This is a genomic window from Pseudomonas sp. ZT5P21, from assembly GCF_054897785.1.
This window is the reverse complement of sequence record NZ_CM142705.1, coordinates 2539037-2556537: the sequence shown is the minus strand read 5'-3', so window position 1 is coordinate 2556537 and position 17501 is coordinate 2539037. Positions and strand designations below refer to the sequence as shown.

At 58.1% G+C, this 17501-nt stretch carries 23 protein-coding genes; 13 read left to right on the top strand and 10 right to left on the bottom strand.

The features are described 5' to 3' along the window. Positions 1–109: 109 nt before the first annotated feature. A complete protein-coding gene (locus ACYZT9_RS11980) occupies positions 110–676 on the top strand; it encodes an RrF2 family transcriptional regulator (protein ID WP_462009961.1) in 567 nt (188 codons plus the stop codon). 2 nt (positions 677–678) lie between these two features. Here the strand turns inward: ACYZT9_RS11980 and ACYZT9_RS11975 are convergent, their stop codons facing one another. Together ACYZT9_RS11975 and ACYZT9_RS11970 are read right to left on the bottom strand one after the other, a co-directional pair. After that, entirely contained in the window at positions 679–1014 is a 336-nt protein-coding gene (locus ACYZT9_RS11975; protein ID WP_462009960.1) for a hypothetical protein, read from the bottom strand. A 69-nt stretch (positions 1015–1083) separates the two neighbouring features. Then, on the bottom strand, positions 1084–1302 hold the full coding sequence (locus ACYZT9_RS11970) for a hypothetical protein (protein WP_462009959.1): 219 nt from the start codon (positions 1300–1302) through the stop codon (positions 1084–1086). 169 nt (positions 1303–1471) lie between these two features. Here ACYZT9_RS11970 and ACYZT9_RS11965 point away from each other — a divergent pair, with 169 nt between their 5' ends. Next, positions 1472–1711: a hypothetical protein gene (locus ACYZT9_RS11965; RefSeq protein WP_462009958.1), complete on the top strand. Its 240-nt coding sequence runs from the start codon at positions 1472–1474 to the stop codon at positions 1709–1711. An 86-nt stretch (positions 1712–1797) separates the two neighbouring features. On the opposite strand, the gene ACYZT9_RS11960 is transcribed toward ACYZT9_RS11965, so the two are convergent. Continuing rightward, a complete protein-coding gene (locus ACYZT9_RS11960; RefSeq protein WP_462009957.1) occupies positions 1798–2001 on the bottom strand; it encodes an SPOR domain-containing protein in 204 nt (67 codons plus the stop codon). 216 nt (positions 2002–2217) lie between these two features. Here ACYZT9_RS11960 and ACYZT9_RS11955 point away from each other — a divergent pair, with 216 nt between their 5' ends. The 4 genes from ACYZT9_RS11955 (at position 2218) to ACYZT9_RS11940 (ending at position 5005) form a co-directional block, all read left to right on the top strand. Continuing rightward, positions 2218–2580: an NUDIX hydrolase gene (locus tag ACYZT9_RS11955; RefSeq protein ID WP_462009956.1), complete on the top strand. Its 363-nt coding sequence runs from the start codon at positions 2218–2220 to the stop codon at positions 2578–2580. A gap of 99 nt (positions 2581–2679) precedes the next feature. Further along, entirely contained in the window at positions 2680–3165 is a 486-nt protein-coding gene (locus ACYZT9_RS11950) for an Hcp family type VI secretion system effector (protein ID WP_462009955.1), read from the top strand. Continuing rightward, on the top strand, positions 3162–4622 hold the full coding sequence (locus tag ACYZT9_RS11945; protein ID WP_462009954.1) for a hypothetical protein: 1461 nt from the start codon (positions 3162–3164) through the stop codon (positions 4620–4622). The genes ACYZT9_RS11950 and ACYZT9_RS11945 overlap by 4 nt, the downstream gene beginning before the upstream one ends. Further along, the gene (locus ACYZT9_RS11940; RefSeq protein WP_462009953.1) at positions 4619–5005 is read left to right on the top strand and encodes a hypothetical protein; all 387 of its coding nucleotides are present in this window, start codon (positions 4619–4621) and stop codon (positions 5003–5005) included. The genes ACYZT9_RS11945 and ACYZT9_RS11940 overlap by 4 nt, the downstream gene beginning before the upstream one ends. A 220-nt stretch (positions 5006–5225) precedes the next feature. Here the strand turns inward: ACYZT9_RS11940 and ACYZT9_RS11935 are convergent, their stop codons facing one another. After that, positions 5226–6125: a polysaccharide deacetylase family protein gene (locus ACYZT9_RS11935; RefSeq protein ID WP_462009952.1), complete on the bottom strand. Its 900-nt coding sequence runs from the start codon at positions 6123–6125 to the stop codon at positions 5226–5228. A 98-nt stretch (positions 6126–6223) separates the two neighbouring features. Next, complete coding sequence (locus ACYZT9_RS11930; RefSeq protein WP_462010209.1) at positions 6224–7114, bottom strand: ABC transporter substrate-binding protein; 891 nt, start codon at positions 7112–7114, stop codon at positions 6224–6226. Positions 7115–7465: 351 nt separating this feature from the next. Between ACYZT9_RS11930 and ACYZT9_RS11925 the strand changes: the two genes are divergently transcribed. The 4 genes from ACYZT9_RS11925 (at position 7466) to ACYZT9_RS11910 (ending at position 10841) form a co-directional block, all read left to right on the top strand. Continuing rightward, positions 7466–8452 (top strand): aliphatic sulfonate ABC transporter substrate-binding protein, encoded by a 987-nt coding sequence (locus ACYZT9_RS11925; RefSeq protein ID WP_462009951.1) that lies wholly within the window; start codon positions 7466–7468, stop codon positions 8450–8452. Positions 8453–8559: 107 nt separating this feature from the next. Next, positions 8560–9402 carry an ABC transporter permease gene (locus ACYZT9_RS11920; protein WP_462009950.1) on the top strand — a complete coding sequence of 281 codons (843 nt, stop codon included), beginning with the start codon at positions 8560–8562 and terminating at the stop codon, positions 9400–9402. 3 nt (positions 9403–9405) lie between these two features. Then, positions 9406–10119 (top strand): ABC transporter ATP-binding protein, encoded by a 714-nt coding sequence (locus tag ACYZT9_RS11915; RefSeq protein ID WP_462009949.1) that lies wholly within the window; start codon positions 9406–9408, stop codon positions 10117–10119. Between the two features lie 41 nt (positions 10120–10160). Beyond that, entirely contained in the window at positions 10161–10841 is a 681-nt protein-coding gene (locus ACYZT9_RS11910) for an SOS response-associated peptidase (protein WP_462009948.1), read from the top strand. 234 nt (positions 10842–11075) lie between these two features. Here the strand turns inward: ACYZT9_RS11910 and ACYZT9_RS11905 are convergent, their stop codons facing one another. From ACYZT9_RS11905 to ACYZT9_RS11895, 3 genes are all read right to left on the bottom strand, one after another. Beyond that, complete coding sequence (locus ACYZT9_RS11905) at positions 11076–11225, bottom strand: hypothetical protein (protein ID WP_462009947.1); 150 nt, start codon at positions 11223–11225, stop codon at positions 11076–11078. Between the two features lie 64 nt (positions 11226–11289). After that, entirely contained in the window at positions 11290–11601 is a 312-nt protein-coding gene (locus ACYZT9_RS11900; protein WP_462010208.1) for an AzlD domain-containing protein, read from the bottom strand. Continuing rightward, positions 11601–12299, bottom strand: a complete 699-nt coding sequence (locus ACYZT9_RS11895; protein WP_462009946.1) for an AzlC family ABC transporter permease — start codon at positions 12297–12299, stop codon at positions 11601–11603. Before ACYZT9_RS11895 ends, ACYZT9_RS11900 begins: the two co-directional genes overlap by 1 nt. A 144-nt stretch (positions 12300–12443) precedes the next feature. On the opposite strand from ACYZT9_RS11895, the gene ACYZT9_RS11890 reads away from it, so the two are divergent. Next, positions 12444–12833 (top strand): DUF2784 domain-containing protein, encoded by a 390-nt coding sequence (locus tag ACYZT9_RS11890; protein WP_462009945.1) that lies wholly within the window; start codon positions 12444–12446, stop codon positions 12831–12833. Between the two features lie 11 nt (positions 12834–12844). On the opposite strand, the gene ACYZT9_RS11885 is transcribed toward ACYZT9_RS11890, so the two are convergent. Together ACYZT9_RS11885 and ACYZT9_RS11880 are read right to left on the bottom strand one after the other, a co-directional pair. Further along, positions 12845–14422, bottom strand: a complete 1578-nt coding sequence (locus tag ACYZT9_RS11885) for a sensor domain-containing diguanylate cyclase (RefSeq protein WP_462009944.1) — start codon at positions 14420–14422, stop codon at positions 12845–12847. 77 nt (positions 14423–14499) lie between these two features. Beyond that, on the bottom strand, positions 14500–15027 hold the full coding sequence (locus ACYZT9_RS11880; protein ID WP_462009943.1) for a DUF3087 domain-containing protein: 528 nt from the start codon (positions 15025–15027) through the stop codon (positions 14500–14502). A gap of 212 nt (positions 15028–15239) precedes the next feature. On the opposite strand from ACYZT9_RS11880, the gene ppnN reads away from it, so the two are divergent. Together ppnN and ACYZT9_RS11870 are read left to right on the top strand one after the other, a co-directional pair. After that, positions 15240–16613: a nucleotide 5'-monophosphate nucleosidase PpnN gene (gene ppnN, locus ACYZT9_RS11875; RefSeq protein ID WP_462009942.1), complete on the top strand. Its 1374-nt coding sequence runs from the start codon at positions 15240–15242 to the stop codon at positions 16611–16613. Between the two features lie 77 nt (positions 16614–16690). Further along, positions 16691–17431 carry a response regulator gene (locus ACYZT9_RS11870; RefSeq protein ID WP_462009941.1) on the top strand — a complete coding sequence of 247 codons (741 nt, stop codon included), beginning with the start codon at positions 16691–16693 and terminating at the stop codon, positions 17429–17431. Positions 17432–17501 lie beyond the last annotated feature (70 nt).

Below are 17501 nucleotides of genomic sequence, written 5' to 3'. Positions count from 1 at the left end.
CCGATTCGACACGACTTGGAAACGCCAGAGGAGATGAGCGGTGGCGGGATTCGTTGCCTGGCTAAGATTCTGCTGCTAACATTTACGACAACATTAGTCGGAGATTCAAATGTCTCTTTATAGCGCGGGCGTTGAGTACGGCATTCATTGCCTGCTTTTTCTGGTAGGCAATTGCGGCGACACCCGTGAGGCGAGCGTGCGCGATCTGGCGGAGTTGCAAGGCGTGCCGCAGGACTATCTGGCGAAAATTTTCACCAAACTGGCCAAGGCAAAACTGGTGGTAGCCACTGAGGGCGTGCGTGGCGGTTTCAAACTGGCACGGCCCTCCGACGAAATCAGCGTGCTCGATATCGTCAATGCCATCGACGGTCAGAAACTCATCTTCGATTGCCGCGAGATTCGCGGGCGGTGCGCCGTCTTCGAAGGCTCCACACCCGCGTGGGCACTTGCAGGTCCGTGTTCCGTGCATGCTGTCATGATGACAGCGCAAAAACGCATGGAGGACGCCCTCGCTCAGCAGACCATTCTTGATCTCGCCAGGAGGGCGGGACGCAAAGCCCCCGCTGAATTCAGCGGGCAGGTAGACGACTGGATCAAGGATCGTAGGGAAAAGAAAAACAGCACAAGCGTGGTTAGCGATGATGAGATGATCCCGCTGACCGAGGTCACTGGCTAATCCTACAGGCAGTCGCGAACGGCTTGGCGCAGCGCGCCGGATTTTGCCCAGGGCGGCCCCTGATAAAGCGATACATGGCTGCCATCCCTGGATTTCACGACATCGACAATTTCGTCAGCCGTGATGATGCTGGGGGCCGTGATCCGGTAGCCATTGGAAATCCCCGTTTGAGCAGCGCCGGGAATTTCCTTCTGCCACGCCGGCAGCACGCAGGCGGCATACTCCTTCGGTGCTTTTTCGCTGTACTTGCTGACATTCGGCTCACCCGGCACCACAGAAGCGGGCAATGAGCACCCTGCCAGTAACGCCACCCCGACTCCCGCCATCAACGTCCGCATGACGCATCCTTAATCTGAAAAAGGAAATGTAGCGCGTCGTTCAGCAGACATCCATTGATTGAGCAGCACTCAATGTGGGGCGTTCTCAGTGTTGGGGTCCGGATAGGACCTTGCGTTCAAATAGGTCATCCACCGTTCATACGCCTCATGTTGCCACTGGCTCACCCGCTCCCATTCCGGGCCGCTCAGTTGATGCGCCGAGATCAGCTTCATCATTTCCGTGGTCGCCGCGTCCAGATCGACGATCAGCTCATGTGCGTGAAATCTAAAATCATCGGTCGTCGTCATTTGAATTTGCCTCGCCCTAGCGACAGTTCACCACCTGAGTACGACACCAGATCTACCCTTTCTAGTCCAACTTCCCGACCAAAGGTTGCACCGGTGTTCAGACGAACAAAACGTCATGATCCGGGAATCGGGACTAAAATTGCGTAGCAGAGATGTTCAGGAGGTCGTCATGTGGCTTAACGAATCTGAAAACGAACTTCGGCGCGACCTGCAAAGCGTTGCGTCGGATCTGAGATGGTCGGCGGTAGAGCTTCTGCGTTTGGCAGATCAGCTACGCCAGGCTGGCAATGATGTCGATGCACAGGCAGTCCTGCGGCTGTGCGATTTGTTCCAGGGCGATGAACAACGGCTGGCGGGCTATGCCGAGGAAGTGAAAGCCAAGGCTATCAGTCGAAACAAGACACACTGAAGGAGCCGCTACTCGCGCTGGGCAGCGGCGGTTATTGACCCGCCTGCGAAATATGAAAAGCCCCGGCATACCGGGGCTTGAGCCAGCTATTTTTGGGTTTTGCGGCTATCGGACGGCCTTTTCGTCCGCGCCTTGTAACCAGGAAGTGACGCCGCAAAGGCCAGCGCCTCCTCCCGGCTACCAAAGGCTCCCAACCGATCCCCTTGGGTGCATACCCGCCAGGGGCCGTTGTTCACACTGAGTACGTCATAACCGTTCATGTGCATCTTATTCAGCATCACAACGCTCATAAGCTACCTCCAATTTCGGTACCGATATTCATAACCGACGTGGCTACCTTACACCCACCGTTCGCAAAGACGCCGACCAGACGTCGCGACAGGGTTTCGGTCGGTTGCACTTTAAGCCCTGTGACATCTCCAACCAACCAGAGGCCCGAAATCCCAGGGCGACCTGAATATTGCAGTTTTATGCCAACATTATGACAACCAGCAATCAGGTAACACATGAAAGTGCGCGCCACCGTCATTTGTGAGCAGGATCGGTACATTCTGCTCGTGCGAAAGCCAAGGTGTCGCTGGACGCTGCCCGGCGGCAAAGTCGAGCGCGGCGAAACCGTCGCGGCGGCGGCCATGCGTGAACTGTGGGAAGAAACCGGGTTGGGGGTCGACGACTTGCTGTACTTGATGGAACTGGACTCAGGCGGCACCCGGCACCATGTCTACGAGGCCTCGGTGCTGAACTCGAATGAGGCGCGCCCGCAAAATGAAATTTTCGACTGCATGTGGTTTCCGCTGGATGCGGTACACAACCTGAAGACAAGCGACGCCACGCTCAGGATTGTCAGGGCGTTTCAACGTCGTTTGTAGTTAATCAGCCCAATCCACCGCGTCATTTTCGGAATAGGACTACATAACTGCTTACATGTTTTGCATAGACTGCCCTCCTGACTACAAGGAGTGGTTTTTATGGCTAATCACGGTTACATGACCATAAACGGTAAAGCCCAAGGATTGATTTCAGCAGGCTGTTCAACCCAGGACTCTATTGGCAACAAGTACCAGGCGGCGCACACCGATGAAATCATGGTGCTGTCTTACAGCCACAACATCACCACTATCGGGAACCTCAACAGGTCGACACATAACCCGATCATCATCACGAAAGCCGTCGACAAATCATCACCGTTACTCGCCCAGGCGCTTTCAAACAGAGAGGAGATCAACTGCACGATTAGTTTTTACCGCGTGTCATCCTTTGGCATGCAGGAAAAGTTCTACACCGTTTCTATCAATGGCGGTGTCATTACCGACCTGACGGTCGAAATGCCTCATGCCATTTTTCAAAACGACGCCGAGCCACAAGAACAGGTGGCTATTCGTTACCGCGATATCACATGGACCCACCACCTGGCTAAAACCGCCGGTTACAGTTCATGGAGCGAAGAGGGATGAATACAAATCGTCATGAGCATGGGGACATCAACAGTGCTGCGGGCAAACTGGTGGGTCAAGCGCGCACGCTTGGCACTCGGCATCTTGCGCACGGTATGGCGCGGGAACAGTTCAATCGCGAAGTCGCCTATTACGCGAAGCGTATTGCCGACGATGTAGCTCAGGGCCTCAAAACTCCCGAGCAAGGTGTACAGGCACTCCTGCAAGAACAACGCAACTTGCTCATCCAATCACAAGCTCTGACGGGAATAGCTCATGCCGCGATCACTGATCGGGTTAAAAGAATACCGACGTCGACGCTCACTCAACCCGCTTCAAAACCTGACCCAGAGCGTTTACTGCGCTACGTCCACGTACAAAACACTGCGGGTAAGTCCGACTCAGTCAAAACAGTCTCCTCGCCACACCCTGTCCCCGACTTGAAATTTTTCCCCTCAGAGCAATGGCCAGCGGCCGTCCCACTAGAAGAACCCGGGTTCTACATCGTTCCCAGAAGTACAACTGCTGACAAACTGGAAGCTCAGCTTTTCACTTCAGCCTCCCCCGCCGTCATCGCCAAATTCAAGACCCTGAACCCGAATCTGGATCAAGTAAAAGCCGGAACGATGATTGTTCTCAGCGATCCGAACAACCCTCTATGCACTTTCGAAGAAGCGTTGTTGATGGAAGCGGCAGCTACTGTAAATAGAGCCCTGGAGCCTCTCAGTCCGGAAGAGGCCGACTTCATGGCGCGTCACTATGAAGAAATTGCATTCTTTATTTCGAAAGGGTCACTCGGGGCCGGCGCGGGGCTGGCGATGTTTTCGAAAAATCTGGACGAAGTAGGCGACATTTTGCGCAACATTGAGAGCTTGCATACGCGGACCTTTCAAGCGAACGGTCACCTGAAGTCCGCTGAGTTTTACGCCGAACGCAAACAAATGCTGAGTCAGTTGGATACCCAACTCACCAAACTGACAAAAAAGAGCATCGGCTTCCCGGATCATCCCAACCTGAAAAACGTGTTGGGACTATCGACTAAAAGCCTTGTTCATCGCTGGAGAAAAGCCGGGGCTGTTGGACAGATACCCGGTTATGCCACGCATATTGAAGGCGTTTCCAAAGCGGCGAAGTACGTCAAGTATGGTGGCTGGGTTGGTACGGCAGTGGGTGGTGGAGCGTCTGTAGTCAAGGTTCAGGGTGTTTGCGCAGAAGGGAATCTGGAAGCCTGTGAGAAGGTGAAATTTACAGAAACTGGAGGTTTTTTAGGAGGGCTGACGGGCGGCATTGCTGCTGGTGCGCTGCTAAGCGGTCCGACTGCTGGCGTTATTTGTGCAGCGCTTGGGGTGCCAACTGGTGGGGCGGGAACCTTCGCATGCGGCTTGCTGGTGGTCGGCGCAAGTTCTTTGGCAGCAGGGGAAGCTTTAGGAAAGGGTGGAGAAATCATAGGTGAAAGAATTTACGAGGCCATTAAATGAGCATAAGTACCGCTGACAAAATAGTTATTTGTGTCGGTTTAATCGACTTTGGAGGTTTATTCATAATAATTGGCATATCACTTCACCTCGCCTATACGAAGATGGATGTGATGTTGAATCACCTGCAGAACTGCCCGGCGGTTATGATTCGAGCACCTTTAAGAAACGGTGGACCTTGGGGGAATATGTTTTTACTGGGCGCCATAATGGGAGTAATGACGACGCCTCAGCTCTATCTACGAGATGGCGGTGCCAACGCAGAGGACCTTAAGAACTTTCCTGCGGATCTGAAACGAAAGCTGATTCTTTTGCAGTGGACCGGCTGGGGGCTTTTACTCGTAATGTTTGGGCTTGCCGCAGTTATCGAACTAGAGCTTATCTAAACAAAATCTTGTTCTGTAGGGTGCTTCAAGGCGGATCGAAGGGTAAACCGGTACACGGATCAATCCATTAACCTTGGTTTTTAAGTTCAGAAGCTGAAACCATGAATGACGCCTCCTTGGCGGCTGATCGGAGTCAACCCGTTCAGAATAGTTGCGCTTCCTCATTCCCGCACCGCCTGAGGCCTGAAAAGTGCTACGCGGCACTCATTTTTCAACAACGTCAATCAGCCGCCCCGCCCCAGATCCAGTTCCAGATTCCGGGCAATTTGACCGGCTCTGAACCAGAGCGAACGGTACGCGCCATCGCCGCCCGCTGCAGCTCGGCCTGATCGTCATAAAACGGCTTCGGCGCTGTCTTCAAACCCGTGGCCTGCGCGCTATCCAGCAGTATTTGCAAGTACTCCCGAGCATGCCGTGCGGTATAGCGATTGAGATCGTGGAAGGTCACCACCACCGGGATCACACCGTCCACCGTGGGAAGCTCGCCCAACGCGATGCGCTCGCGCACTTCAGACAGCTGCCGCAGCATGTTGGACCGCCGCCGGGGACTGGCGTTGAAGCCCCAGATCTTCCCGTCGTTGGCGCTCAGGTCGGTCAGCAACACGTGCATGCCGTGCTTTTGATAGGCCGCGAAGACTCGTTTGTCGTAGCTCCAGAATGGCGGACGCACCAGGGTCGGCGGTATGCCGGTGATCGCGGCGATGTCGGCACTGCCTTTGGTCAGTGACTGCTCCAGCTCCTCCGGACTCAGGGACCGGTGATTGGTGTGCCAGTGAGTGGCCGAGTGGAAACCCAGTAGTTGTCCGTCTGCCTGTTCGCGGCGCATGACTTCACGGCCGATGTCGCTGTCGCCCGCCCGTGGCGCCCCGGTCTGCACGAAGAACACCGCTTTGAGGTTCGGTTGCACCGGGTTTGTGGCCAGACTGTCGAGGATCGTCATGGTCGGATTCCAGAAACTGGAAGCGCTGGGACCGTCGTCGAACGTCAGCAGAAAACGGATCGGCGGTTGCGCGCGCAGACGCTGTTCGGTCTGCGGCGTCAGGTCGATGGGAGCAGCGATGCAACCCGCCAGCCCGATGGCAACAGCGAATGCAGAGAGAACCTTGAACACCTGTTTCATGATTTGCCTTGGCCAGACCGTTGAGCCCGCACATGGCTGCGGGCGCAGGTTGGATAAGGTACACAGTGTTTGGTTCCGGTGTTGCCCGGCGTCGTCGGTTACTGGTTAAAAGCCTGTTGGAACGAGTTGTCGATAATCGGCGCGGTCGCCAGTGCTGCTGGCAGCGCCTTGACCTTGAACAGGAAGTCCGCCGTGCTCTGCAAATCCTTGGCCGCCTGCGAGTCTACCGGGCCGACGGTCATGTGCGCCTGACGCAACCAGTGGCGTGACACGTTCTGGTCGAGGTTGGCCTTTTTCGCCCAGAGATCGGCGTATTCGTCCGTGTGGTTGTCGACCCACGCCCGAGCTTTTTTCAGCCGCACCAGAAAATCGGCGATGGCTTCACGTTTGCTGTCGATTGAGGGGGTGGACGCGGCGATAGCGCTGAGGCCCGGCATCAGGTTCTTGGCGGTAAGAATCGGCCGGGCGCCGGAGAACAGGATCTGCTGGGAAATGTACGGTTCCCAGACCGGGAAGGCATCAATGCTGCCCTGTGGCAGCGCGGCGGCGGCATCGATCGGCATCAGTTTGATGAAGTCGACGTAGTCCTCCGGCAGATCGGCTTGTTGCAAGGCGCGCAGGGTCAATTGCTGGCTCCAGGCACCGGGCCAGTAAGCAATTTTCTTGCCCTTGAGGTCGGCGATGGTTTTGACCGGTGAATCCTTCGGCACCAGCAAGGCGATGGTGTCCGGGTTCTGCCGGGAGACGCCGATCAGCTTCACCGGCGCCTGTTTGGCGGCGAGGAACAGGAAACCCGAATCACCCAGAAAACCCAGGTCCAGCGCACCGGTGTTCAGCGCTTCGGCCAGTGGTGCAGCGGCCTGGAAGTGCTTCCAGTCGACGGTATACGGCGCCCCCTCCAACACACCCGATGCCTCCACCGAGGCGCGCACGTTGTAGTAGTTCTGATCACCGACGTGCAGGACGACGGGCTCGGCGGCGTAGGTCATTGGCGCGGCAAACAGCGCGGTGATCAACAGACCGCGCACAAATCGGGACAGGATCATGGGGGGCTCCTTGAAAGTGAACGTCATAGACGATAACGCTCTCACAGAGGCATTTTTAAATTCTATTTATGCATAAGCTCATGACCGTCAGCCAACACTGTTTACCCAGCAACAACGACCCAACACACTGTTTACCCTGCAACATGCGCTTCGTTTCAGTTTCCGCACCAACCCTTGATACAGCGCGAAATCCGCAACATGGCACAGAGCCTGCAATATTCCTTTTAAGCAGGAATCATCCATAAAAATGATTTTTTAGAAATAAATACTCAACGCTTTGCCGGAGCTGATCTCATGAAGTCCACCGTCCGTTTTCCCACACTCAGGTATTGGCTCAGTGCCTGCGCCCTTGCGTTGAGCCTGCAACCCGCGGCGCAGGCGGCGGATACGCCACCGGCCGAAGTGCATCTGGATTATGCCTATTACTCGCCGGTCAGCCTGGTGCTCAAGCACTTCGGTTTTCTGGAAAAAGCGCTGCCGCAGACCAAAGTCAGTTGGGTGTTGAGTCAGGGCAGTAACCGTTCGCTCGAATACCTCAACAGCGGCGGCGTCGATTTCGCGTCCTCCGCCAGCCTCGCCGCGGTGCTCAGCCGCGCCAATGGCAGCCCGATCAAATCGGTTTACGTCTACAGCCGCGCCGAATGGACTGCGCTGGTGGTACGTAAGGACTCGCCCTACAAAACCGTCGCCGACCTGAAAGGCAAGAAAATCGCCGCCACCAAAGGCACCGACCCGTACCTGTTCACGCTGCGCAGCCTGCAACAGGCCGGCCTGAGCAAGGACGATGTTGAACTGGTGCATTTGCAGCACCCGGACGGTCGCACCGCGCTGGAAAAAGGCGACGTCGACGCCTGGGCCGGTCTCGATCCGCATATGGCCGCGAGCCAGGTGCAAGCCGGTTCGCGCCTGCTTTATCGCAACACCAGCTTCAACAGCTATGGCGTGGTTAGCGTTACCGACACCTATGCGAAAGAGCACCCGCAGACCGTCGAAACTGTCCTGAACGCGTACGAAAAGGCCCGCGACTGGGCGGTGAAAAATCCTGAGGAACTGGCAAAACTGCTCGCCACCGAGTCAGGCCTGCCGCTGGAAGTGGCGAAGCTGCAACTGTCGCGCACCGACCTGAGCAGTCCGCAACTGACCGCCAAGGATGTGATCGCGTCCAAGGCTGCCGCGCCGATTCTGGTGTCCGAAGAGTTGGTGCGTCGCGGGGTAAATGTCGATCAGGTCATCGATCAACTGATCGACACCGGCTTCAAAGACACCGTGGCTCGTCAGTAAAAGCAAAAGATCGCAGCCTGCGGCAGCTCAGGGAAACGCATGTTTCATGGATCTGCCGCAGGCTGCGATCTTTTGATCCTGTGCTGTACGTCGTGATTGGAGAACCCATGACCAGCAAAAGCAAACCCTTGCCCCTCGAATTGGCAACGCCGCGTCGTGCCACACTCCCCTTGAACAATGCCTGGCGCCTGCGCCTCAAGGGCCTGGCCTTGCCCGTGCTGATCATCCTGGTATTGGAGTTTGTCGTACGCATCGGCTGGCTACCGTCCTACCAAATGCCCGCGCCCAGCGAAATCGCCCTGACCCTCAGAGACCTCGCCGAAGGCGCGCTGTGGAAACACATCAGTGCCAGCCTGTTGCGGGTGTTACTGGGTTTCGCCATCGGCGCCAGCCTCGCGCTGGTTTTTGCCGCCTGGGTCGGCTTGAGCCGCGAAGCCGAAGCCTGGCTGGCACCGACGTTCGCCGGTCTGCGTTCAATTCCGAGCCTGGCCTGGGTGCCGCTGTTGCTGCTATGGCTGGGCATCGACGAAACCTCGAAAATCGTCCTGATCGCCATCGGCGCGTTCTTTCCGGTGTACCTCAACGGCGTCGCGGCCATTCGCGACATCGACCGCAAACTGGTGGAAGTCGGGCAAATGTATGGCTTCAGCCGGATGCGCCTGGTCCGGCGGATTCTGCTGCCGGCCGCCCTGCCCGGCCTGTTCACCGGATTGCGCAGCGGCATGAGCCTGGCCTGGATGTTTCTGGTGGCCGCCGAACTGATCGCCGCGACCAAAGGCTTGGGTTATTTACTCAGTGACGGCCGCGAAACTTCCCGCCCAGACATCGTGCTCGCGGCAATCATCGTGCTGGCGCTGCTGGGAAAATTCAGCGATGGCATTCTCGCAAGCCTGGAGAGACGCTTTCTGGCCTGGCGCGACACCTTCAATGGCCAACGTGCAGAGGATTGAGCCATGACTGACCACCTGCTGGACATTCGCGTCGAGCGCAAAACCTTCGCTACCACCACCGTGTTGCAAAATATTCACCTGCAATTGCAGCCCCGAGAAACCGTCAGCCTGCTGGGGCCCAGTGGTTGCGGAAAAAGTACATTGCTGCGGATTGTCGCCGGACTGGAAAAAAACTTTGAGGGTGAACTCCACAGCAGCGCCGGTGAGGTCGCGTTCGTGTTCCAGGAACCGCGATTGATGCCGTGGCTGACGGTCGAGCAAAACATCGGCTTTAGTGCCGACAGCCATTACGACAAAGCCTGGGTGACACAACTGATCGATGAAGTCGGCCTGACCGGTTTCGCACACGCCTTGCCCAAGGCGCTTTCCGGCGGCATGGCGCAGCGCGTGGCCATTGCCCGCGGTCTCTACTCGCGGCCCGATGTGCTGCTGCTCGACGAACCCTTCAGCGCAGTGGACGCCCTCACCCGGATGAAACTGCAGGACTTGCTGCTGCAACTGGCCAAGCGCCATGACATCGCTCTGCTGCTGGTCACCCACGACGTCGACGAGGCGCTGTACCTCAGCGACCGGGTGCTGGTCATGGACAATAGCCCCAGTCGCGTTCGCCAGGAACTGGCTGTGCAATTGGCGCATCCCCGTGACCGGCGCGATCCGCTGCTGGCGCAATTGAAGGCATTGTCGTTGACCGAGTTGCAGCGAGCGCACGTGATTTGAAGCACGACTATGCTGAAACCTCTAGCCGGAGGATTCGCTCGATGTGCGGACGACTGTCGCAGTACCGGGGCATTCACGACTTCGTGGCGGTGCTGAGCATTCCCGACGCGCTGATCAACCACGCCGGTAATGAACCGTTGGCCCGCTACAACGCCGCGCCAACGAATCAACTGGCGTTGTTTCACTTGGAAACCGTCGGGCTTGTAGTCGACAAGGTGCGTTGGGGCTGGCGGCCGCACTGGGCGAAGGATCGCGCGGCGCCAATCAATGCGCGCGTCGAAAAGGTTGCCCACGGTCCATTCTTCCGCTCCATCTGGCCGCACCGCGCGATTGTGCCCATTGATAACTGGTTTGAATGGGTCGACGCAGGGGACTCGACCAGACAGCCCTGGCTCATCCGTCGGCAGGACCGGGCGCCAATTTTGTGTGCTGCGATCGGCCGGTTTCCCACCGCTAGCGAAGAACCGCGAGACGACGACGGCTTCGTGATCATTACCGCCGACAGCGCCGGCGGCATGCTTGACGTTCATGACCGACGCCCGGTGGTGTTATCACCGGAACTGGCGCGCGAATGGCTCGATCCAGCCACACCACGAGAACGCGCCGAACAGATGGCCCTGTTGCAAGGCGAAGGCAGTGAAGTTTTCGAGTGGTACAAAGTCGGCAAAGCCGTCGGTAACGTGAGAAACCAGGGCGCCGAGCTTATTGATGAACTGACATGAACTTATCCTGCGCTCAACCCTTGGGCGCTATCCGGGCAGACCGCCGATGATGGTCAACGAACTGAATGCCTGGATCGACAGGACGCTGGGGTATCGGGCCGCTCACAGCCAGCGCAAACGCCATCCCCCTGTGGGAGCGGGCTTGCTCGCGAAAGCGGTGTGTCAGACAACTTAAATGGTGACTGGCACAACGCTTTCGCGAGCAAGCCCGCTCCCACAGGGAAAAGGCTCCAGCTAAAACTTTTTATCAAGATCTGACAGTTCCTTCCCGTCGTCAGGATGCTTCCAGGTCAGCGACGAACGCCTCTCACGCTCAATCTCTTCTTCCGTCGGTTCATCCATGTCTTCATCGTCCGGATCCGGACGCTGTTGTTCAGTTGCCATGCTCACCTCTCTTCCTAAGGGATCAGTCATCCAGTAAAGCGTAGAACAGATTCTAGTACCCGGTTCAAAGCCACCAGCGCAGCAAAAAGAAAAACCCCATGCTCAACAGCATGCTGAGCAAGGTGTTGCGGGTGTAAAGCACCAACCCCACCGCCACCAGCGAACTGATCAGATACGGGTTGTCCCACTGCAGGTTCAGCTGTTTGTCCGGCATGAACACAATCGGCCCGCAAATCGCCGTCAACATGCCCGGCACCGCAAAGCCGAGAAATTGCCGGGCATTGCTGCTCAAGCGCAAAGGCAGGCGCGGTTCGAGAAACACGTAGCGGTTGAGGAACACCAGAACCCCCATTCCGACAATCACTGCCCAGACCATCATGTGCGTCCACCGTAGAATTTATTGCAGACAAAGCCCGCCGTCATGCCCGCCAGCCCCGACAGCACCAGCGCCGAACCCCATTGCCAATAGCTGAACAACACCGAGCAAAACAGCGACACCGCCACGCAGACCACGGTCGGTACGCTGCGTACCACCGGCGTGATCAGGGCAATGAAGGTCGCTGCAATGGAGAAATCCAGTCCCAGATGCTCCAGCCCCGGAATGCTGCTGCCGAGCACAATGCCGGCGAGGGTGAAGAGGTTCCAGGCGATATAAAACGTCAAGCCGACGCCCAGGGCGTACCAGCGGTTAAACTGCTGTTTGTCATGTTGGCTGGTCAGGGCGAACAACTCGTCCGTGAGCAAAAAACCTAACCCTGCACGCCAGCGACCCGGCAATGGCGAAATCACCGAGCGCATGCTCATCCCGTAAAGCAAATGCTGGGAGGTCAGCAGCAACGTCGTCAGCAGAATCGAAAAGATTCCCGCCCCGCCCTTGAGCATGCCGATGGCCACCAGTTGTGCCGCACCGGCAAATACGATGCTCGACAGTCCCTGGCCTTGCAGCGGCGTGAGATTGGCTTCGATGGCCATGGATCCAGCCAGCAACCCCCATGGCGCGGTCGCCAGGGATAACGGCATGATCGCCACGGCGCCGCGAAGAAAGGCGCTGCGCGGAAGGAGTGAATTGGACATAACGCTCTACAGACAGGGAAAGACGTCAGACTGTGCCAGCAGTTGCCGCCGATGGCTTGAACAATTTTGCGCACTGCTGCGAACTACTATTAACGCCCCGCCCGAGTAACATGAAGTGATCGCATCGAGTGTCAGGGAGCCGACATGCTTTACCGAATCGCCGCCGACGGGCTGGTGCTGTTTCACCTGTTGTTTATCCTGTTCGTGCTGTTCGGCGGGCTGCTGGTCCTCAAATGGCGCTACCTGATCTGGTTGCACCTGCCAGCCGCCGCGTGGGGCGTGTGTGTCGAGTTTTTCCATTTGTTCTGCCCGCTGACGGACTGGGAAAACCTCATGCGTCATGCGGCCGGGCAAACCGGCTATGGCGGCGGATTCATTGAACATTACGTGTGGCCGGTGATTTACCCGAGCGGGCTGACACCGACCATTCAGTGGGGACTCGGCAGCGTGGTGCTGGCGATCAACGTGCTGGTCTATCTACGACTGATCAGGCGCTGGAAATCAGGTCAGGCCTGCAGAACCGGGGGCGACTGAACGCCCGCCGCTCAGTTGGCGATGACGCTCATGTTCCTGCCGCTGGCCTTGGCGACATAAAGGGCCTTGTCCGCTGCGCCAATCAGCTCCTCAGCCTGGGTTTGTGACGCCGGATCATAAGCGGCGACGCCCAGACTGACCGTCACCACGCCTTCCGCGCCTTCGCTGTGGCGAATACCGGCGTGCAGCACCGCGCGACGGATTTTTTCCGCCACCAGAAATGCCCCGACATAGTCGGTCCCGGGCAGCACCACCGCAAACTCTTCGCCGCCATAGCGAGCCGCCAGATCCCCGGGGCGCTGGATATTTTCGGTGATGATCGCACTGATATTGCGCAAACACTCATCACCGGCCAAGTGACCGTAGTGGTCGTTGAACAGCTTGAAGTGATCGACATCAATCATCAGCAACGCGAGGCCCGTCAGACTGCGCCTGGCGCGCCCCATCTCCGAGTGAATGAACAAATCGAACTGACGCCGGTTGGACAGCCCGGTCAGCGCGTCCTCCAGGGCCAGCAGTTCCAGCCGGCGATTGACCTCGATCAGTTTTTCCTGGGTACCCAACAACTGGTTTTGAATTCGGTTCTGCTGCTTCATCAGACTGATGAGGCGATAACCCAGCACGCCGAGAAAGCCCAGCAGCAACGTGACGATGCCCGCACTGAGCAAGGATTCCTCACGCCAGCCGGCCAAGACTTCATCTTTTTCGACCGCGGCGAAAACGATCAGCGGATACCCCTCGACCCGGCGAAACCCCACGACCCGTTCGACGCCATCGATAACGGACTTGACAGTTGCCGTCCCTGAGTTGCCCGTGGGCAACAATTGCTTGAACAACGGGCCGTTGGCGAGGCTGGTACCGATTTCCGCTTCTTTGAATGGCCGGCGAACGACGATGGTGGCGTTGTCGGCGATCAGGTTGATCACGCCGTTGCGGCCCATGTCGATGCCGTCGTACAGGGACAGAAAATGGCTGAGGTAGATCGTCGCCAGCGCGACACCGGCAAAGCGGCCATCGGCATGATTGATCCTGCGCGATACCGTCATGATCCACTCGCCGCTAGAACGGCTTTTGATCGACGGGCCGATGTGTGGCCCACGGTCTGGATGATCGCGATGGAAGATGAAATATTCACGGTCGGCGTTGTTGGCCTCGGGTACCGCTGCGCCGTTAGAATTGGCGATCCAGCGTCCCTCCTCGTCGTAGACGAACATGCCGTGCAACTGGCTCAGCTCACTGCGCTGGGCACTGAGCAAGCGTTCCAGGTAAGACAACCGGGCCGGGGCGAAGCCGTCGTTTTCCAGGCGCTCCACCAGCGTAAACAGCAGCGTATCGGCTTGCTTGATCGTCGCCTGCGCTTGCGAGGCCAGGGTCCGCGCAAGGTTGGACATTGCCACTTCTTTGTCATGCAGATGGTACTGGCGCGAATTCCAGGTTTCCCAGATCACGATGGCGATCATGGACAGGCACACGGCGACGAGCAGGACCACCGCGGAGCGGACCTTGAGCTTTGCCCCGTCCTGCTCGGTGACCAGAGGCACGCCGTGGCGGGTTTGTTCGATTCGGTCTTTGACTGACGGATGTCCCATGACACTTCCTGAATTTCGATGAATGGCGACTGATCCCATCCGCCTTTTATTATCACGATGCCCTGGCATCGCACCGGTTACGGCGGCGTCTGTTTCACCACCTCAAGCCACGCCGGGTTCAATTGCGTCTGCTCAGTCTCGATGCCCAGCGCTTCCATGCGGGCCTTGTGCAGGTCCATCTCGCGAATCAGTTGGCTGTGATCACTGGAGTTGCCGTCCAGCTCGTGCATCTGGTTCAACCCCAAATGATAGAAGCGCAGGAGCTTCATGGCACTCGGATCCCCCCTCTCCACCGCCGCCGTCACCTGATGCATGACGTTGGTAATGCTCATCAGGCTGCGCTTGAGCTGCCAGCCGTACACGGCGGGCGCCATCCACTCCTGATTCCAGAACGTGCCGCGCATCAGCGCGGCCATCAGCAGCACCGCGACAAACACGCCACCCACATTGAAGCGTAGGTTGTCACCCCCCGGCTCGCCGAACATCGCCACCGCCGCAGTCGACAGCACCATCGCCAAGGCCAGGAAAACCAGGGCGATGATGATCGTGCTGCGACGCGTCTGACGTCGATAGATTTCGGGATTCTGCGGCTGGATTTCGAACATCGCGACGGGTTTCCTCAGGGGCGTGGGCAAAAAGACTGCGAGGCATTATCGCCTCTGCGCGGGATTTAGCTATGCTGGAGCTCCTTTTCATCTTTTCATCGTCAAAGGGGAACGTGGCGATACCGCGCAGTTCGTGCCATCTTCTTTTATGGATACATACTATTCGGATGTCATGCGGCCTCGGCGGGTGACATCGTTTTAAGGATCATTGAATGTCCCAACGACAAGTAATCAACGCCTCGGTGAGCCCGAAAGGCAGCCTGGAAACCCTCTCTCAACGTGAAGTACAGCAACTGAGCGAAGCCGGATCCGGCAGCACCTACACCCTCTTCCGCCAGTGCGCCCTGGCCATCCTCAATACCGGCGCCCATGTTGATAACGCCAAAACCATTCTCGAAGCCTATAAGGACTTCGAGATCCGCATTCACCAGCAGGACCGTGGCGTGCGCCTGGAACTGTTGAACGCCCCGGCCGACGCCTTCGTCGACGGCGAGATGATCGCCAGCACCCGGGAAATGCTGTTCAGCGCCCTGCGCGACATCGTTTACACCGAAAACGAACTCGACAGCCAGCGCATCGACCTGAGCAATTCCCAAGGCATCAGCGACTACGTGTTCCACCTGCTGCGCAACGCCCGCACCCTGCGCCCCGGCGTGGAGCCGAAGATTGTAGTGTGCTGGGGTGGCCACTCGATCAACACCGAAGAATACAAATACACCAAGAAAGTCGGCCACGAACTGGGCCTGCGCAGCCTCGACATCTGCACCGGTTGCGGCCCCGGCGTGATGAAAGGCCCGATGAAAGGCGCGACCATCGCCCACGCCAAGCAGCGCATCCACGGCGGTCGTTACCTCGGTTTGACCGAACCCGGCATCATCGCCGCCGAAGCGCCGAACCCGATCGTCAACGAGCTGGTGATCCTGCCGGACATCGAAAAACGCCTGGAAGCGTTCGTGCGCGTGGGCCACGGCATCATCATTTTCCCGGGCGGCGCGGGCACGGCCGAAGAATTCCTGTACCTGCTCGGCATCCTGATGCACCCGGACAACAAGGGCCTGCCCTTCCCCGTCGTCCTCACCGGGCCGAAACACGCCGCGCCGTATCTGGAGCAACTGGACGCGTTCGTCGGCGCCACCCTGGGTGAAGCGGCGAAGCAACATTACGAGATCATCATCGACGACCCGGCAGAAGTCGCACGGCAGATGACTCAGGGCCTGAAAGCGGTGAAACAGTTCCGCCGCGAGCGCAACGACGCGTTTCATTTCAACTGGCTGCTGAAGATCGACGAAGGCTTCCAGCGCCCGTTCGATCCGACCCACGAAAACATGGCTAACCTGAAACTCAGCCGCGAGCTGCCGGCCCACGAACTGGCCGCCAACCTGCGTCGCGCGTTCTCTGGCATCGTCGCCGGCAACGTCAAGGACAAGGGCATCCGCCTGATCGAAGAACATGGCCCGTATCAGATCCGTGGCGACGCGGCGGTGATGCAGCCGCTGGATCAACTGCTCAAGGCGTTCGTGGCCCAGCATCGAATGAAACTGCCGGGCGGCGCGGCGTATGTGCCGTGTTACCGCGTGGTGGCGTAACCATGGCTGATGATCGTTCCCACGCTCCCGCGTGGGAGCGATCATCCGATCGGCTGCAATAACAAAAGGGTTGAGCGATGGACCATGTGAACCACATCCTGATCGTCGACGACGATCGCGAGATCCGCGAACTGGTCGGCAATTACCTGAAGAAGAACGGCCTGCGCACCACGGTGGTTGCCGATGGCCGGCAGATGCGCAGCTTTCTCGAAGCCAACACCGTGGATCTGATCGTGCTGGACATAATGATGCCCGGCGATGACGGCCTGCTGCTGTGCCGCGAATTGCGCTCGGGCAAGCACAAAGCCACGCCGATTCTGATGCTCACCGCACGCAACGACGAAACCGATCGCATCCTCGGCCTTGAAATGGGCGCCGATGATTACCTGACCAAACCCTTCGCCGCCCGCGAACTGCTGGCGCGGATCAACGCCGTGCTGCGCCGCACCCGGATGCTGCCGCCCAACCTGCTGATTACCGAAAGCGGTCGATTGCTGGGTTTCGGTCGCTGGCGCCTGGACACCACTGCCCGGCACCTGCTGGACGAAGACGGCACCATGGTCGCCCTCAGCGGCGCCGAGTATCGACTGTTGCGCGTGTTCCTCGATCATCCGCAACGGGTGCTCAGCCGTGACCAGTTACTGAACCTGACCCAGGGCCGCGACGCCGACCTGTTCGACCGTTCCATCGATTTGCTGGTGAGCCGCCTGCGTCAACGGCTGATGGATGACTCGCGGGAATCGACCTACATCAAAACCGTGCGTAGCGAAGGCTACGTGTTTTCCTACCCTGTGGAATTGCTCGGTGCGCAGTCATGAAGGGTTACCCGACATAGCAGAGGGGATATTTCCCGGGGATTTGTATCCTTCTGTATAAGAACCCGCGACA

Coding starts and splice junctions, on each gene's coding strand:
- ACYZT9_RS11880 (WP_462009943.1), bottom strand. CDS start 15,027: ATGTTCGAAATCCAGCCGCAGAATCCCGAAATCTATCGACGTCAGACG.
- ACYZT9_RS11965 (WP_462009958.1), top strand. CDS start 1,472: ATGTGGCTTAACGAATCTGAAAACGAACTTCGGCGCGACCTGCAAAGC.
- ACYZT9_RS11955 (WP_462009956.1), top strand. CDS start 2,218: ATGAAAGTGCGCGCCACCGTCATTTGTGAGCAGGATCGGTACATTCTG.
- ACYZT9_RS11930 (WP_462010209.1), bottom strand. CDS start 7,114: ATGACCTACGCCGCCGAGCCCGTCGTCCTGCACGTCGGTGATCAGAAC.
- ACYZT9_RS11920 (WP_462009950.1), top strand. CDS start 8,560: ATGACCAGCAAAAGCAAACCCTTGCCCCTCGAATTGGCAACGCCGCGT.
- ACYZT9_RS11905 (WP_462009947.1), bottom strand. CDS start 11,225: ATGGCAACTGAACAACAGCGTCCGGATCCGGACGATGAAGACATGGAT.
- ACYZT9_RS11915 (WP_462009949.1), top strand. CDS start 9,406: ATGACTGACCACCTGCTGGACATTCGCGTCGAGCGCAAAACCTTCGCT.
- ACYZT9_RS11890 (WP_462009945.1), top strand. CDS start 12,444: ATGCTTTACCGAATCGCCGCCGACGGGCTGGTGCTGTTTCACCTGTTG.
- ACYZT9_RS11980 (WP_462009961.1), top strand. CDS start 110: ATGTCTCTTTATAGCGCGGGCGTTGAGTACGGCATTCATTGCCTGCTT.
- ACYZT9_RS11870 (WP_462009941.1), top strand. CDS start 16,691: ATGGACCATGTGAACCACATCCTGATCGTCGACGACGATCGCGAGATC.
- ACYZT9_RS11940 (WP_462009953.1), top strand. CDS start 4,619: ATGAGCATAAGTACCGCTGACAAAATAGTTATTTGTGTCGGTTTAATC.
- ACYZT9_RS11975 (WP_462009960.1), bottom strand. CDS start 1,014: ATGCGGACGTTGATGGCGGGAGTCGGGGTGGCGTTACTGGCAGGGTGC.
- ACYZT9_RS11885 (WP_462009944.1), bottom strand. CDS start 14,422: ATGGGACATCCGTCAGTCAAAGACCGAATCGAACAAACCCGCCACGGC.
- ACYZT9_RS11950 (WP_462009955.1), top strand. CDS start 2,680: ATGGCTAATCACGGTTACATGACCATAAACGGTAAAGCCCAAGGATTG.
- ACYZT9_RS11910 (WP_462009948.1), top strand. CDS start 10,161: ATGTGCGGACGACTGTCGCAGTACCGGGGCATTCACGACTTCGTGGCG.
- ACYZT9_RS11935 (WP_462009952.1), bottom strand. CDS start 6,125: ATGAAACAGGTGTTCAAGGTTCTCTCTGCATTCGCTGTTGCCATCGGG.
- ppnN (WP_462009942.1), top strand. CDS start 15,240: ATGTCCCAACGACAAGTAATCAACGCCTCGGTGAGCCCGAAAGGCAGC.
- ACYZT9_RS11925 (WP_462009951.1), top strand. CDS start 7,466: ATGAAGTCCACCGTCCGTTTTCCCACACTCAGGTATTGGCTCAGTGCC.
- ACYZT9_RS11945 (WP_462009954.1), top strand. CDS start 3,162: ATGAATACAAATCGTCATGAGCATGGGGACATCAACAGTGCTGCGGGC.
- ACYZT9_RS11970 (WP_462009959.1), bottom strand. CDS start 1,302: ATGACGACGACCGATGATTTTAGATTTCACGCACATGAGCTGATCGTC.
- ACYZT9_RS11900 (WP_462010208.1), bottom strand. CDS start 11,601: ATGGTCTGGGCAGTGATTGTCGGAATGGGGGTTCTGGTGTTCCTCAAC.
- ACYZT9_RS11895 (WP_462009946.1), bottom strand. CDS start 12,299: ATGTCCAATTCACTCCTTCCGCGCAGCGCCTTTCTTCGCGGCGCCGTG.
- ACYZT9_RS11960 (WP_462009957.1), bottom strand. CDS start 2,001: ATGAGCGTTGTGATGCTGAATAAGATGCACATGAACGGTTATGACGTA.